Source organism: Alcanivorax borkumensis SK2 (genome assembly GCF_000009365.1).
Taxonomy (GTDB): Bacteria; Pseudomonadota; Gammaproteobacteria; order Pseudomonadales; family Alcanivoracaceae; genus Alcanivorax; species Alcanivorax borkumensis.
Genome location: NC_008260.1, coordinates 494,417 through 510,333, shown reverse-complemented (window position 1 = coordinate 510,333; position 15,917 = coordinate 494,417). Strand labels below are relative to the sequence as shown.

The following is a 15,917-nucleotide window of genomic DNA, read 5'->3' as shown; positions in this document are numbered from 1 at the left end:
TGGCAACAATAGCATAACCACCCAGCGCATTCTCCCGTAGGCTTTTATGCATTGCTATGGGAGCCCTAAAGATGGCCCGCCACTATCAACGCCCACAACAATACGGTTTAACGCTGATTGAAATATTGACAAGCATCACTATCATCGGTGTTCTTTCTGTCTGTGCTTCCTATGCGTGGAATGACATCATTCCTCGCTATCAAGTTCGCACAGCCACCATGACATTGCACAGCCTGATAAGACAGGCTCGTGCCGGGGCGATTACCGATGGTAACCGCATGATCTGCGATGGACAAAACGGTTGTAATAAATTCGAGGAAACACAACAAGTTTGGATGGGGTTCGATCGAAACAACGATGGAAATCTGAACGCATCCGAAATCATTGAGCACTACCAGCTCCCAGGGCAAACACGCCTAATCTGGAAACGTTTCAAAGGTAATGCGTTGGTCTTTCACAACAAGGGCAACAGCCATTTCCAAAATGGCAGCTTTTATCTATGCAACCCTGTCGCGGCAAGAAGAATTACCATGAACTGGATTGGCCGCCCTAGAGTGGAGACGGCCAAACCGGAAGACTGCGATTAATGTTCTTTCCAAGAATCGTCCGTGCCAATAGTGCAGCCAGAAACCTTCATACATGTCTGCCCTTCACTATTGATCTTCAACACTTCGGTGCCCGTCATTACGCCCGTTTTCGGCGTCACTGTAATTTCATACTGCTGACTCCCCGTTCCCGTCACGGAGATTGCAGTAGTGAAATAGTCACTATTGGCAAGCACTGGCGATAGAACTGCCAGCTTAGTGTTGGCACCTTTGTAGGAAAAGTTCTTTGCTCGGTACCGCTCAAGTGCACCAGCCAAGGCCATCATCTCACCCTGCGCTTCCGCCTGGCGAGTATCCTGCACATAACGGGTATAACTGGGGTAAGCAATAGAGGCGAGAATCGCCACTATCACCACCACAATCATCAGCTCAATCAGGGTAAAGCCTTGCTGATCACGGCCTTTACACACCGATTTTCCAGACATCATACACAACCTCGTCACTCGCTTAAGGCGCCTTAAATTCATTCGCTTTGGTTTTATCCATCTGATACCAGCGACGTTTTCTTAAGTGCGTATAACCCAAGTCTTCAGCACCAATTACTTCAGTACCCACGACCACATACACATTACCTTCACCATCGGTTACTAGTACTGGCGATGGGGGAGGAGTGGTTTGCTCAAGCTCTTCACTACGACTCGTTGGAACGTTACCGTCATTATTAAAACTGGCCGGCTCTGCCGTTTCAATATTTACCGTGTGTAAAAAAGACTTCCCAAAACTCACAGAACAAGCACTATCATCATCGCCAACGGCCTTCTCTGGTTTATACGTAGTGAAGCGTAAAATATTTTTGAAAACAACCGGCGAAGCCAATGATTTCTCACCCTTCTCAAGCAAGTAATACCACCCCATATCACTTTCTTCCGGCGTACCTGTAGCCACATCAGTAAGCTGCGACAGCATCACATCATCTGGCGCATCCATTGACGTTGATAAGGCGGTCTTGTCCTTTATAACAAAAATGCCATCACTGATATTTTCATCAAGAGGGTGAGAGCGATACCCTGTAGCAACAGCAACATACAAAGTATTCACACCGTTATCATTTAAATAAACAACCGAAGGTGCTTCATAAATACGGCGATTATCTGAGACACTAGAACCACTAACCCTTGCCAAGCGGTGCACTTTCATTTTCTTTCCTCCGGTCTGATCAATATCAACCCGGAATACTTGACCTCCCAGATCACCGAAATATAGATAATCTGCTATTCCATCAAACTCTTTATCAACAACAGCAATACTGCTCGGGATAGACCACTTCATACTCGCAACATTCGTACTGGCACCAGTATCACTGGCCGACCAGATTAATTCTCCTGTGCGGGCATCAACAATGTAGATCGCGTTACCCATCGAATCGCCGTTACCTCTGCTCTTCCCCTGCTTCTTATCATGAGCAGCAGAGTCATACCCTCCACCAAAAACCAGTACAGGCACATTCTCGCCCCCCACAGGAATCTGGGTAAGCGTTGGTGTTGACCACGTTTGCCCTAAATTGGAAAAGTCACCACTACCACCTTTAATCTGCCACATCATCGAAGGGCTACTAATATTACCGACATCCACTGCATAGTAGTCTCGCCCTCCCCGGCGCATTCCACCGTAGAGGAACACATCCGAAGGCTTGGCATCGACGGTATCACCCGGACGACGCCAAGCCACCCAGCTCCCGTCTAGCCCATAGCTTTGTCGTATATTTCTATCCTTAAGCGCTAAGCGTTCCGTTGTGTATTCATTCGCCCTAGAAAAAAATTCGTAAGGCATAAAAGCAAACTTTTCCTCCCCGTTTTTAGCATCGACGGCATGAAGCATGCCGCCATTGTTTGAAACGAAAACAATATTATTGTCACTATCACCTCCATAGTTGACCATTACCGGAACACTATGGAGCGGATCACCCCACATCACCTTCATTTCATCGAGAAGGTTTTCAAGCTCATCATCGTCAGCACCTGAATTGAGGCCAAAGCTTTCCTTTGTTAGATTATTGTTTGCTATATTTTCCCAGTCGATCTTACGGGTATCGCCTCCAGCAGTAGTATAGAAAAGTCGTCGCGACGAAACCTCCTCTCGAGCCCCGCCGATTTTAGCGTCATAGCCATCAACTTCATCACTCCAGAAACTCTGAGAAAACTCCTTAAAGAAACCGGTATCTTGGTCAACTGCTGGTCCGTTCTTACCCTTAATAACACCATCTTCAAGCTGGTAACGTTTCAAATTTCCTTGCCAATAACTATTTTCACTCGGCTCAAATACGGAATAATAGAGTTGATCTAGATGCTGAAATCGGTCCATCTGGTTAATTGCAACACCTGGAGCCGCAATAGAGCGAGATTCTTTTTCGATCAGATCAAAAATATCAAGGAACGCACTAGCAAGTGACTCCGCATCAGAGGCGGTATAGGTGCCATCAGCCCCATCGGAGGACACTGTTTCCATATCTGCTCGATTGTCCTCCATGTGCAAGCCTACGTTGTAGGTCTTTATTTCGAAATCGCGATCAAGATAATCAGAGATAGCACGCTGACAATCATAGGATGAACCGCCGCCACAGGGGAGATTCACATCATTAGCCTCTCCGTCTGTAAACAGAACAATATGATTACTCTCACATTCATTGGCAGTGTTTCTTGGTGAAACATAGTTGCCATTATCCACGATCTTTTTTTCGTCAACACAGATCTCTGTGGTTTCACACTCCTGCTCTTGGCCCACTATCTGATAGCGCTGGTAAACGTATTCTTGACAAAACACAAGCCACCGACTCACGCACTCCCGGCGACATGTAGACGAACTAGTATTACATGAATCGTTAGCCGGCAAATCCATCCACCCATAGACATTAACATTACTGCATGTCTGATTTTCTTCGTATTCGAGGCAAACTTCACTAGTGTTGTCATCATTAGAACTATCGCCGTAGGAAGTATAGCTTTGAGGGGAACTTCCAATCATGTAACGCCCCATCTCCCAGTAGGCTTCAGCGGTAGGCGTACTACCGTAAGGGGCTCCATCGCTAGGACCGCTTGGAGAGCCCCCTGCAGAATTCAGGGAAGAAACCGTATCCTTGAAGACTCTTTTAGTTTTTTCATCAATATCGGTTACCGGCAGAAGAACATGAGCTCCGCAAGTATTACGCCCGCTATTACAGTTATAGCCGGCATTAAATCGACCCAGTCCCATCTTTACATCTCCAGGAACGGAGTCGATCAATACATGCATTGCATCTTCCAGCATGTTGATGCGTCGCTCTTCAACATCACTGCACCAAGCAACATTGGCCTCGCTATTTTTACAAAAACGCATACTGCCAGAGGTATCCAAAAGAACCATTACATTGGCAGAAGGCTTATTCTCGCTCCCACCTGCAGCAGCCTGAGAATAATAAATCTCAGTGTCATCTGCATGAATTGCAACAGGAGCCATAAACACCATAAGCACCAGTAGATAAACCTTTTTTGAATAGCTCATTGTCCCCTCCTATTCAATTTCGGATCCTGGTTTTATACCCCGCTTCAAGGCCTCCTGAAGGTGGTGATTATCCAGGTTAAAACTACTCATTTCGCTCTCGCCTAACATCGCGATCTTATAATCTACAAAAATAGCCCCTCCACCCGTGGTGCTAATTTGCGATCCAGGCACAGGGTCATAGCCATTCAATTTTGAAAACGACTGAGCAACAATCAGCCCCCTAGAATCCAAGGCATCACCTTGACTGCAGGCCCCTTCTTTTGTGGTGTCTTCCTCCGTTACACAGCGGATGAGTAACTCGCCACCCGCCAACTTCGTATAGAGATCCGCACCCGACATGTTATTCAGTTCTTTATATGCTTCCGCCAAGGTGGTTTCTGCAGCCTCAAAAGTCATTGCATCTGCCTGGGTCCCCGTTGCAACCTTTGCTGAAAATACACTGGATTTCATAGCCGACACACCAAGTAAGGACACCACCACTAGAATCAACAGCGCAACGACCAGGGCTGCCCCCTGCTGACGTTTCCAGATAATCATATTGGTAGTCATACGGCATCCCACTTGTAATTACGCATTTTGACCGTCGACATAAAAATACGGCGAATAGAGCGATCTTCCGGTTCGCTCACTGTCTTAGTCAGCACATAGAACTTTCGGCTCCCATCACTTTGCGGTAAAGAGTTACTTTCTTCTTTAAGTAGGAGAGAAAAGCGAACAGCAACAACCGGAAAGCTGCCCTGATTCCCAGCTTCAACATAACGACTTACATTAGCGTAACCATCCTGATTCTCATCAATACCGTAGAGCAACTCAAAGGCCTCCACGCCATCTAATAGCACGACCCCATTGCCGCCAGTCAAGTTACCTTTACAGATAAGCTTCCCATCATTATTCACGAAGTAGGTATTCACTACTTCACTCAATATCGTTACTGCTGAACCTTCACAATCGGACATTCCATGGTAAGCCAACGTCAACCGATCATAATCGTTACCGTTTGCCGAGCCAGGAACGGTCCCTACCGTGGCGAAGCGAATCCCTTTCTCATCAGTTAACGCCGTAACACCGTCCATTTCCAAACCGGCTCTTCGCAAATCCTCCCTAAGATAACGAACGAAAAGCTGGCCATCTTCCTGGACCCGAGACAACGTTTGCTGCAAAGCAAAGGATTGTTGATTTGCAAGAAAAAGCTGCAAGGCCGCACCGGTGATAAGCAAACCGAGAAGCATCGCCACCATTAATTCGACAAGACTAAAACCTTTGCTTTTTTTCATCGCGCTACCTCCAGCACCACGCAAGAAGTACCTATACCTGTGTTAACGCCATCATTCGTCATGCAGTCATTAGGCTCATCATCGTTCCAGCTAACAACCACACAACTAATCCCGGTAGCATGCTGACATTCGTCAACCGCAATCATTCCCGCAGGCAACTGATTCGCCGCCTGCCACGCAAGCATGCTGATATCCCACGAGGCAAGATCATTCGCATTACAGGAGCTGGTAATACAATCATTCAGCACATCCGGCTTTTCCCCAGGGGGCGTACTCTCATCTGGCCATTGATCTACATCAGTGTAAGAAGCCATTGCGGTTTCATTGGCAAGAAAACGCTCAAGAGCATCCTGTCCGAGTAAAGTGGCTTGTGCTCGGTTGTTAGCATCCTCCGAGGCTTTCAGCGCGGTAAGCTGCATTCCCGCATAGCCAAGCACTCCAATTGCTAGCACTAACAAGGCAATCATCACCTCGATAAGCCCCACACCACGTTGTTGTTTTCCCGTGATCATCATCAGCTACAGCTCTTCACTTCGTTGGTGACCTTGCCAAAGGGCGAAACAGTAATTGCTCTTCCTTCCTCTGCACTACGGTCATCGCATAAAGAAAATTTAGCCTCACCCGCGTTCGACAAACCATTACTACGAAATTCAATTTTGCTCAGCCCGGTCTCGGAAATAATTTTACTGCTGCCTGTCGGCAAGAACTCCTGGTCATCCTCTGTGAGAACCGATGCGGGGTAATCAATTACCCAGCCCCCCCCCCAGTCCGAGCCTGAAATCGGCTTAAGCGTTACAGTTACTCTCAAATTGATCGCCTGAATGCGGGCAGTATTAATCGCAGTAATAAAGTCAGCCGCCGTAGAGCGCAGAGCGTTTCTTTTCTGGAAGTCATTAAACGCTGGTACGGCAACCACCAAAAGAATGCCCGCCACAGCAATCCCGATCATCAATTCGATGATGGTAAAGCCTGTCTGGGCGTGGCTTTTTGATGCTGTTTTCATCCCTGCCCCGGTCTATTGATCTTATTCGGACTATCACGATAGCAAGACCCGATCTGCCTTCAATTGAATGAAGACCAGTGGCCCCTTGCTGCCACTGAACGGTATAAGCCGCTGAAAAACAATGACTTTTGGCACTTTTCGCGTGAAAAACATCACACTTCAAGCGTAGACTGAAGCAAATTTTTGCTTATTGCTTATATTGAAGCGCTAAGAGATAAAGCCGAGGAGTTAACGGTACTAAAGGCAGGACAAGCGCTACGGGCGTAGCGCCTTGGGCATGGAGAAGCGGATATTTTCTTCGCGGCCGGGGATTTCTTCGGCATCCTCACCGCCTAGGTTTTTCAGGGTAGCGATAACCTGTTGTACTAGATCTTCAGGCGCACTAGCTCCGGCGGTGACGCCGACGGCGGCTTTGCCTTTCAGCCAGCTCGCTTCAATTTGGGACGGCTCATCAATCAGATAAGCCTCCGCACCACAGCGCTCGGCCAGCTCACGCAGGCGGTTGGAATTAGAGCTATTCACCGAACCAACCACCAACACCAGGCCGCATTCCAGCGCCAACTGCCGCACGGCATCCTGCCGGTTCGTCGTTGCGTAACAAATATCTTCGCGTTTGGGGCCGATAATGGCCGGGAACCGCTGGCGCAGAGCATCAATGACCCGGGCAGTATCGTCCACACTCAGTGTGGTTTGGGTCACGAAAGCCAATTTGCTTTCATCTCGCACCGTCAGGGCCACCACATCAGCTTCGTCTTCCACCAGATAGATATCACCGCCATAGGATTTATCATACTGCCCCATGGTGCCTTCCACTTCTGGGTGACCGGCATGGCCTATCAGGATGCTTTCGCGTCCCTCGCGGGCATAACGGATGACTTCCATATGCACCTTAGTGACCAGAGGGCAAGTGGCATCGAAAACCTGCAGCTGACGACGCTTGGCCTCTTCCTGCACCGCTTTGGAGACACCGTGGGCACTGAAAATGACAATGGCATCGTCCGGCACTTCGTGCAGCTCTTCCACGAACACAGCGCCGCGCTGGCGTAAATCCTCCACCACATAGCGGTTATGCACCACTTCGTGACGAACATGGATCGGCGGCCCAAACACTTCCAAGGCGCGATTGACGATGTCGATGGCACGATCCACGCCAGCACAGAAACCGCGGGGATTAGCGAGACGAATTTGCATAATTCAACTGATGGTTGACTGTGGATAATGGGCAGCGGAAAACCAGAATCATTCCGCCGGCCCGTTGTTTGTCCGCCTAACCATGAACGTTCCTCTTTTCACCGCCGGCTGTCCACCGGCAACGGTCAATTGAGCGTCACAGGCTGCTCGGGAGCATGGCGTTCAATACTAATGATTTCCACCTCGAAGGTGAGATCGCGGCCTGCCAAAGGGTGATTGAAATCCACCGTGACCCACTCCTCATCGACCTTACCGATGACGCCTGGCAATTCAGCGCCGCCCGCATCGGCAAAACTCAGCACCATACCCGGCTCAAGAGAGTCGTGCTCGGCAAAGGTGTCACGGGTGAAATGTTGCACATTCTGCTCGTTGTACTCACCGAAGGCCTTGGCCGCCTCAAGAAAAACACTGCGGCGATCGCCAGCTTTAAGCCCACGAATGGCATTTTCAAAACCCGGCAGCAGAGATTCATCTCCCCATACAAAAGAAGCAGGCTCGCCATCAAAGGTAGAATCCAGATCCGTGCCATCCATCAGACGCACGGCAAAATGCAGCGTAATCCGGGTTTCCGGGCCTACGCGAAGCAACTCACTCATTATTTTTACGCTCTCTTTTCGCTGACAGCAGCATTTCCAGCAGGATCAATGCGGCCCCAAGGGTAATGGCGGTGTCGGCAATATTGAAAGCGGGAAAATGATAATCGCCCCAGTAGAAGTCTAGAAAGTCGACCACATGCCCCAACACCAACCGATCGTAAAAATTGCCCAACGCACCGGCCAGAATCAGCGACAGCGCCACCCCTTGCAGCTTTTCCGCAGCCGTAAGCCGGGCCAGCCAGATCAAAATCATCACCGAGGCGCCCACCGCTATGGCAGTAAAGAACCAGCGCTGCCAGCCGCCTGCATCGGCCAGAAAGCTGAATGCGGCGCCGCTGTTATAGGCCAGGGTTAAATTAAAATGCGGAAACACTTCCAGCCGCTCATACAGGGTAAACACCGCCACCACTTCATGCTTGGTCCACTGATCCAGCACGATAATCAGCGTCGTCAGCCACAACCAGGACAGCTGACCGGGTAGCCATTTCTTGGCACTGCCTGGCATCTGGCGCCCGACGTCCGACTTGTGATCAGGCATAGTGTCGAACCTCGCCGTCACCCTCTACATTGGTAATGCAGCGCCCGCACAACTCAGGGTGCTCAGCGTGGCTCCCCACATCCGGCTGGTGATGCCAACAACGGGCGCACTTGGCGTGATCCGAAGCCAACACCTGCACTTTCAATCCCGCTACAGACGTGTCTTCCAGCTCCGCCGGTGCCTCTGCCAATGGCTTGAGTACTGCCGCGGAGGTAATAGTGACAAAGCGCAGCTCATCGCCAAGACGCTGCAACAATGCGTTCTGCTCCGCATCAACAAACAACACCACTTCGGCGCTCAGGCTACCCTTGATCAACTTGGCGGCACGGGCCCCTTCAATGGCCTTGTTCACCGCCTGCTTGGCGTCCTGCACTTTGTCCCAGAACGCCCGACCCATATCGGCATTGTCGGCCAGCGCAAACAGGCCGTCGTACCACTCTGCCAGGAATACGGAATCCAGCCGCTCACCGGGCAGGTTCTCGTAGATTTCCTCAGCAGTGAAGCTGAGCACCGGCGCCATCCAGCGCACCAGCGCTTGAGCAATATGGTACAAGGCGGTCTGGCAGGAACGCCGCGCCACGGAATCCGCTTGGGTGGTGTATTGGCGATCCTTGATGATATCCAGGTAAAAACCGCCCAGGTCCAGTGCGCAGAAGTTATGCAGCTTCTGATAGACCTGATGGAAATGATAACCGTCGTACAGGTCCTGAATCTCAGCCTGCACTTGCAGTGCACGATCCACAATATAGCGGTCCAGCGCCAGCATTTGTTCTGGCTGCAGAGCATCCGTAGCGGGCTCGAAACCACTCAGGTTGGACAACAGGAAACGGCTGGTATTACGAATACGGCGATAGCTGTCGCCCATTTGCTTGAGAATATCCTTGGAAACGGACATCTCACCACGGTAGTCAGTGGCGCACACCCAAAGACGCAGAATATCCGCACCCAGGTCGTTCCAGACTTCCTGTGGCGCGATCACGTTGCCGACGGACTTGGACATCTTGCGGCCGTGCTCGTCCACGGTAAAACCATGGGTCAACACCGTACTATAAGGAGCGGCATCACGAATCGCCAAGCTGGTTAGCAAAGACGACTGAAACCAGCCGCGATGCTGATCCGAACCTTCCAGATACAGGTCCGCCGGGGCGCGCAGCTGTTCACGCTGATCCAACACGCAATAATGAGTCACACCAGAATCGAACCATACGTCCAGCGTATCGGTGACCTTGCTGTACTGATCCGCTTCATCACCCAACAGCTCCGCCGGGTCCAGATCAAACCAGGCATCAACCCCCGCCTTCTCCACCCGCTGCGCTACCTGTTCGATCAAGGCAGGGGTTTGTGGATGCAGTTCGCTGGTTTCCTTATTCACGAACAAAGCAATAGGCACACCCCAGGTCCGCTGACGGGAAATACACCAGTCTGGACGATCGGTTAGCATGCCTTCGATACGCGCCTTACCCCACTCAGGCAGCCACTGCACCTTATCAATTTCCTGGCGAGCACGGGGCAACAGCCCCGCTTGATCCATGGATACAAACCACTGGGCTGTCGCCCTGAAAATGAGCGGTGTTTTATGGCGCCAGCAATGCGGGTAGCTGTGTTCAATTTTGGCCAGCTTGACCAAGTTACCGCTGTCTTTCAGGGCCTCAATCACCGGCTCGTTGGCCTTGCTCACATGCAGGCCACCTACCACGGGCAGGTCCTCACGGAACAGGCCGTTATCCAGCACCGGGCTAATCGGGTCTAGATCGTATTGCTTACCCACCATAAAATCGTCGACACCATGGCCCGGCGCCGTATGCACCAAGCCGGTACCGGCATCGGTGGTCACATGTTCACCGAATACCACCGGTACCTGCGCCTCGAGAAACGGGTGCTGCAGGGCCAGCATTTCCAGCTTGCTACCGGCAACCGCCGCCGAACGGGTTACATTCTCCAACCCCCAGCGCGTTACCAAATCATCCGCCAGCGCCTCGGCCACCAACAGTTCACGGGCCACACCGGACAACTCGCCAGACAACAACACATAATCCAGCTCAGGATGCACCGCCACCGCCCGGTTGGCCGGCAAAGTCCAGGGAGTCGTGGTCCAGATCACCAACGCCGGGGCGCTGGCCTCAATGCCCGAACGGGCAACAAAGTCCGCCACATCCACCACCGGAAACGCCACATCAATGGCCGGGGAGATTTTGTCCTCGTATTCAACTTCGGCTTCCGCCAGCGCAGAGCCGCAATCCAGACACCAGTGCACGGGTTTGAAGCCCTGCTGCAGGTGACCGTTATCCACAATCTTGCCCAGCGAGCGAATAATGTTCGCCTCGAAAGTAAAGTCCATGGTCAAGTAGGGGTTATCCCAGTCACCCAACACGCCCAGGCGCATAAAGTCAGACTTCTGCCCCGCCACCTGTTTGCTAGCGTATTCACGGCATTTCTTGCGGAAAGTCCCTGCATCGACTTTATGCCCGGCCTTACCCACCTTTTTTTCTACCATTAGCTCAATGGGCAGACCATGGCAGTCCCAACCGGGTACATAGGGGGCATCGAAACCCGCCAACGTACGAGACTTGACGATCATATCCTTGAGAATCTTGTTTACCGCATGGCCGATATGAATATCGCCATTGGCGTAAGGAGGGCCGTCATGAAGAATAAACTTGGGTCGGCCGGCAAACGCCTCACGAATCTTTTGGTACAGCTGCTTCTGCTGCCACTCTTTGAGCCGCGCAGGTTCACGCTGGGACAGGCCCGCTTTCATCGGAAAGCCGGTTTGGGGAAGGTTTAGCGTTGCCTTGTAGTCCGTCATGATTCCGCTTATTACACCGTAGGCATATCAAAAAAGGCCCGGACCGCGTTTATGTCCTGCCGGATGGCAGTTTTCAACAAGTCCAGATCCGCGAATTTTTCTTCCGGGCGCACATAATGGCGGAAGGCCACTGTCAGGTGCGCGCCGTACAGGCTATCTTGATGCGAGCACTGAGCATCGCCTGAGCTACCCGCCGGATCACCGTAATCCAGCAGATATACTTCCAAACGATTCTCCGTGCCATTCACCGTGGGACGGGTGCCCATATTGGCGGCCCCGGGCTGGTCGGTAAGCCCTGCGCCAGTAACCGCCACCGCAAAAACACCATGCAAGGGGGACTGTAAACGTTTTAACGCCAGATTCACCGTGGGCAGCCCCAAGGTCCGGCCAATTTTGTCGCCATGGCGTACCCGGCCACTAATAGCAAAAGGTCGCCCCAGCAAGCGCTCCGCTAACGCGAAGTCACCCTCCCTTAGCGCTGCTCGCACCCGGGTGCTGGACACCCGATCACCTTCAATTTCACAGGTGGCGGTATCGGTCACCGCAAAATCAAACTGTTTTCCGGCCTGCTGCAAATAGGAAAAATCACCATCTCGGCCACAACCAAAACGAAAATCATCCCCCACCACCAGATACTCCACCCCCAAACCATCTACTAATAAGCCCTTCACAAAGGCTTGCGCCGTCAGAGAGCGAAAACGCTCATCAAAGCGCAGACACAGCACCTGATCCACACCGGCCTCGCGCAGGGCGATCAACTTGTCGCGCAGCGACATCAGCCGCGGCGGCGCTGTCTGGGGGGAAAAAAACTCCTGGGGTTGCGGCTCGAATAACATCACGGTGGCTTTCAGGCCACGGCCACGGGCCTCTGCGATAACCTGATCCAGAATGCGCTGATGGCCCTGATGCACCCCATCGAAATTGCCGATGGTAGCCACACAGCCGCGATGCGTATCGCGCAGATTGTGAATGCCGCGAATCAGTCGCATCTCACCCTCATATCAAAAGACGCCCGATTATACAGAGTTGGGCAGGCCCACGACACACGCCCGAGCGCCACAATGCGAAATCACTAACGGCGCAAGTGCCGCACCCGCAAACCTAACACCACCAGTGACGACAAATAAATGGCCACGCCCGCAGCCACTATCAATGACAGCCAGCCGACTCGAGGCCACACTCCGGGCTCATTCCAGGCTGTGGTCTGCAGTGACAGCCAGTAACAAGCCGCCACCATGGACGCCCCGGCCAACAACATCCGCAACCATTGCAACCCCCAACCTGACAACGGCTGGTACACCCCACTACGGCGCAGGCCCAAATATAACAAACCAGCATTCAGCCAAGCCGATAACGCCATGGCCGAGGCCAAGCCAACATGACGCCACTCCCACACCAACAAGGCGCCCAACAGCATGTTAGCCAGCATGGCCAACACCCCGATGCGCACCGGGGTGCGTGTATCTTGGCGCGCATAGAACCCTGGCGCCAAAACCTTGATCAACATGGCGGCGAGCAAACCCGCGCTATACGCACGAAGCGATGCGGCGGTTTTCGTCACATCAAACGCCGAAAACTCACCGTATTGAAACAGGGTAGATAACAATGGCTCGGCCAAAGCAAACAACGCCAAAGCCGCAGGCAAGCCAACCAGCAACACCATCCGAATGGCCCAGTCCAAGGTCCTCGAGAACGCCTCAGCAGAGGCATCCGCATGTTTACTGGATAAGCTGGGCAGAATTACCGTACCAATGGCCACCGCAAAAATCCCTAAAGGCAATTCAATCAAGCGATCCGTGTAGTACAGCCAGGTCACCGATCCCGTTTCCAACATAGAGGCCAGAATCGTATTGACCAAAGAATTAAGCTGATAAACCGATGCCCCGAACAGGGCCGGCGCCATCAGCCTCATGATCTTACGGACACCGGGGTCACTCCAGCCCATGCGCGGGATCGGCATTAGGTTCAGCCGAGCCAAAAATGGCAATTGGAACAAAAGCTGGGCTATCCCGGCAATCAACACTCCCCAAGCCAGCGCCACCGCCATGCGCTCCTCGGCAAAATGTGGCGCCAGAAACAGGGCACAACCGATCAGGCTCAGATTGAGCAACACCGGCGTAAACGCCGGCACCGCAAAACGGTTCCAGCTATTGAGAATGCCACCGGCAAAGGCGGTAAGCGCAATGAAGAACAGGTAAGGAAAGGTGAGGCGCAACATCTCAACCGTCAGCGCCCGTTTTGCCGGATCATCCCCAAAACCCGGGGCGAATATCCAAATAATTCCCGGTGCCGCCAGCACCCCGACCAGGGTTACTAACATCAAAGTGCCGCCTAACGTGCCCGCCACTCGATCTACCAGCAACTTGGTCGCCGCCATACTACCCTTGCTGCGATATTCACTAAGCACAGGCACAAAGGCCTGATTAAAGGCCCCTTCGGCAAACAATCGACGCAGAAAATTAGGAATTTTCAATGCCACAAAAAAAGCATCCGCACCGGCGGAGGCGCCAAGCATTCTGGCGATAACCACATCACGCACCAACCCCAGCACCCGCGACAGCATAGTCATGGTCGCCACCACGGCGGTGGAGGCCAGCAAACCTGCCTTTTTCGGGGGTTGTTCGGGGATATCGGTCATTGTCGCTCCAAGAAACCGGTGAAGGTTAACGAAAGGCCACCCAAACCGCCAGAGAGCCACGTGCCAATCATCATTTCAACAGGCATTCACCATTGACACAGGCCGCCTTGATCGGCATAGTTGCGCGTCTTTAGACCGTGACCCGTGTATTTTTTAGCCACGATGTGGCTTCCGATACCCAGGTCAGCCCTTAGGGGCCAGTGTCACAAACCGAATTTGACCTCGAATTTTAGATAGGAGCAGGACCTTGGCTAACTCACCGCAAGCACGCAAGCGTGCGCGTCAGGCGGAAAATCGCCGTCAGCACAACGCAGCGATGCGCTCCATGGTGCGCACATACCTGAAGAAGGTGAACGCGGCTATTGCGTCCGGCGACCAAGGCAGCGCTCAGGAAGCTTACAACCAAGCGGTGTCTGTGCTGGACAAAGCCACCCGCAAGGGCAAGTTTCACCCAAACAAGGCCGCTCGCCACAAGAGTCGCCTGAACACCAAGATCAAGGCAATGGCAGCCTAAGCCTAAGCCAAAGCCTCTTGGTGTACATAAAAAAACCGGCCCTAAGCCGGTTTTTTTATGTCTGACACTTAAGGGCACCAGACGGCAAAGATTCCAGCTAGCCCCCACATCAAGCGCCCGAAACCCGGCTCCCGGCCTCCATCAACACCAGGTTATCCCGGTGGATCAGCTCTTCCTCGTTCATGAAACCCAGCACACCGGCGATTTCAGCACTTTTCTTACGACAAATCCGGCGCGCATCTGCCGCATCATAATTCACCAGGCCACAGCCAACCCGCTCGCCACGCTCATCTTCACAGGCCACCATTTCGCCACGGGAAAACTGGCCAAACACATCCACCACTCCTACCGGCAACAGGCTAGAGCCACCTTCACGCAAACGCACCACCGCCCCAGCATCCAGCACCAACCGCCCACGCATCTGCAAATGCCCTGCCAACCATTGCTTGCGTGCATTCATTGGCGTGGTATCCGGCAACAGCGTAGTCCCCGGCCCCTGTCCGTCAGCAAGCTCAATCAACACCTCCGGACTACGCCCTGACGCAATCGTTGTAATAGCACCAGAACGGGCCGCCAGCTTTCCAGCTCGTACCTTGGTGGCCATACCTCCGCGCCCCAACAAACCGCCGCCGCCAGCCACACGGACAATGGCCGGGTCCGAGGCACGCGCTTCGCGAATCAGATTAGCATCAGCATTGCTACGCGGGTCTGCATCGAACAACCCCTCCTGATCCGTCAGGATCAACAGCCGATCAGCCTCTACAAGATTGGCCACCAACGCCGCCAACGTGTCGTTATCGCCAAAGCGAATTTCATCGGTAACCACGGTATCGTTTTCGTTTACCACCGGCACCACACCAAAGCCCAGCAAGGTTAGCAGCGTGGAGCGCGCATTGAGATAGCGCTTACGGTCAGAAAGGTCATCATGGGTAAGTAGCACCTGGGCGGTATGCAGCTGGTGCTGCTGAAAACGGGTCTCCCAGGCCTGCACCAGCCCCATCTGCCCTACCGCAGCGGCAGCCTGCAACTCATGCACTGAATCCGGGCGAGCGGACCAACCCAGGCGGGTCATGCCTTCGGCCACTGCCCCGGATGAGACGATCACCACCTCAATGCCCCGCTCACGCAGAGCGACCATGCGATCCACCCAGGTTTGCATGAGCGCACAATCCAAGCCCTTGCCGTCATTGGTCAGCAAGGCACTGCCTATCTTGATTACCCAACGCTGGCGATCCGCCACGCTCACTCCTTATTACCTGAGACAAACATCCGACA

The 15,917-nt window shown here is 52.8% G+C and carries 15 protein-coding genes; 2 read left to right on the top strand and 13 right to left on the bottom strand.

Annotated features, from left to right (window positions below; translation table 11 throughout):
• Positions 1-71: 71 nt before the first annotated feature.
• Entirely contained in the window at positions 72-587 is a 516-nt protein-coding gene (locus ABO_RS02430; protein ID WP_041704821.1) for a GspH/FimT family pseudopilin, read from the top strand.
• On the opposite strand, the gene ABO_RS02425 is transcribed toward ABO_RS02430, so the two are convergent.
• The 12 genes from ABO_RS02425 to murJ all read right to left on the bottom strand — a co-directional run bounded on the left by ABO_RS02425 (position 584) and on the right by murJ (position 14,128).
• Positions 584-1,033 carry a type IV pilin protein gene (locus ABO_RS02425; RefSeq protein WP_011587754.1) on the bottom strand — a complete coding sequence of 150 codons (450 nt, stop codon included), beginning with the start codon at positions 1,031-1,033 and terminating at the stop codon, positions 584-586. The genes ABO_RS02430 and ABO_RS02425 overlap by 4 nt on opposite strands.
• Before the next feature lie 19 nt (positions 1,034-1,052).
• Positions 1,053-4,082, bottom strand: coding sequence for a PilC/PilY family type IV pilus protein (locus ABO_RS02420; RefSeq protein WP_011587753.1), 3,030 nt, complete (start codon positions 4,080-4,082; stop codon positions 1,053-1,055).
• Positions 4,083-4,091: 9 nt separating this feature from the next.
• Entirely contained in the window at positions 4,092-4,631 is a 540-nt protein-coding gene (locus tag ABO_RS02415; RefSeq protein ID WP_035459259.1) for a PilX N-terminal domain-containing pilus assembly protein, read from the bottom strand.
• The gene (locus ABO_RS02410) at positions 4,628-5,356 is read right to left on the bottom strand and encodes a PilW family protein (RefSeq protein WP_041704818.1); all 729 of its coding nucleotides are present in this window, start codon (positions 5,354-5,356) and stop codon (positions 4,628-4,630) included. Before ABO_RS02410 ends, ABO_RS02415 begins: the two co-directional genes overlap by 4 nt.
• On the bottom strand, positions 5,353-5,871 hold the full coding sequence (gene pilV / locus ABO_RS02405) for a type IV pilus modification protein PilV (RefSeq protein ID WP_011587750.1): 519 nt from the start codon (positions 5,869-5,871) through the stop codon (positions 5,353-5,355). Before pilV ends, ABO_RS02410 begins: the two co-directional genes overlap by 4 nt.
• A complete protein-coding gene (locus ABO_RS02400) occupies positions 5,871-6,359 on the bottom strand; it encodes a GspH/FimT family pseudopilin (RefSeq protein ID WP_011587749.1) in 489 nt (162 codons plus the stop codon). The genes pilV and ABO_RS02400 overlap by 1 nt, the downstream gene beginning before the upstream one ends.
• A 255-nt stretch (positions 6,360-6,614) precedes the next feature.
• Positions 6,615-7,550 carry a 4-hydroxy-3-methylbut-2-enyl diphosphate reductase gene (gene ispH / locus ABO_RS02395; RefSeq protein ID WP_011587748.1) on the bottom strand — a complete coding sequence of 312 codons (936 nt, stop codon included), beginning with the start codon at positions 7,548-7,550 and terminating at the stop codon, positions 6,615-6,617.
• Between the two features lie 125 nt (positions 7,551-7,675).
• Positions 7,676-8,146 carry an FKBP-type peptidyl-prolyl cis-trans isomerase gene (gene fkpB / locus ABO_RS02390; protein ID WP_011587747.1) on the bottom strand — a complete coding sequence of 157 codons (471 nt, stop codon included), beginning with the start codon at positions 8,144-8,146 and terminating at the stop codon, positions 7,676-7,678.
• Positions 8,139-8,684 (bottom strand): signal peptidase II, encoded by a 546-nt coding sequence (lspA, locus tag ABO_RS02385; protein WP_144412618.1) that lies wholly within the window; start codon positions 8,682-8,684, stop codon positions 8,139-8,141. Before lspA ends, fkpB begins: the two co-directional genes overlap by 8 nt.
• Positions 8,677-11,490 carry an isoleucine--tRNA ligase gene (gene ileS, locus ABO_RS02380; RefSeq protein WP_011587745.1) on the bottom strand — a complete coding sequence of 938 codons (2,814 nt, stop codon included), beginning with the start codon at positions 11,488-11,490 and terminating at the stop codon, positions 8,677-8,679. Before ileS ends, lspA begins: the two co-directional genes overlap by 8 nt.
• A gap of 11 nt (positions 11,491-11,501) precedes the next feature.
• Positions 11,502-12,479 carry a bifunctional riboflavin kinase/FAD synthetase gene (gene ribF / locus ABO_RS02375; protein WP_011587744.1) on the bottom strand — a complete coding sequence of 326 codons (978 nt, stop codon included), beginning with the start codon at positions 12,477-12,479 and terminating at the stop codon, positions 11,502-11,504.
• Positions 12,480-12,562: 83 nt separating this feature from the next.
• Positions 12,563-14,128 carry a murein biosynthesis integral membrane protein MurJ gene (gene murJ / locus ABO_RS02370; protein ID WP_011587743.1) on the bottom strand — a complete coding sequence of 522 codons (1,566 nt, stop codon included), beginning with the start codon at positions 14,126-14,128 and terminating at the stop codon, positions 12,563-12,565.
• A gap of 247 nt (positions 14,129-14,375) precedes the next feature.
• Between murJ and rpsT the strand changes: the two genes are divergently transcribed.
• Positions 14,376-14,642 carry a 30S ribosomal protein S20 gene (gene rpsT, locus ABO_RS02365; RefSeq protein WP_011587742.1) on the top strand — a complete coding sequence of 89 codons (267 nt, stop codon included), beginning with the start codon at positions 14,376-14,378 and terminating at the stop codon, positions 14,640-14,642.
• Between the two features lie 109 nt (positions 14,643-14,751).
• On the opposite strand, the gene proB is transcribed toward rpsT, so the two are convergent.
• Entirely contained in the window at positions 14,752-15,882 is a 1,131-nt protein-coding gene (proB, locus tag ABO_RS02360; RefSeq protein ID WP_011587741.1) for a glutamate 5-kinase, read from the bottom strand.
• Positions 15,883-15,917: the final 35 nt, after the last annotated feature.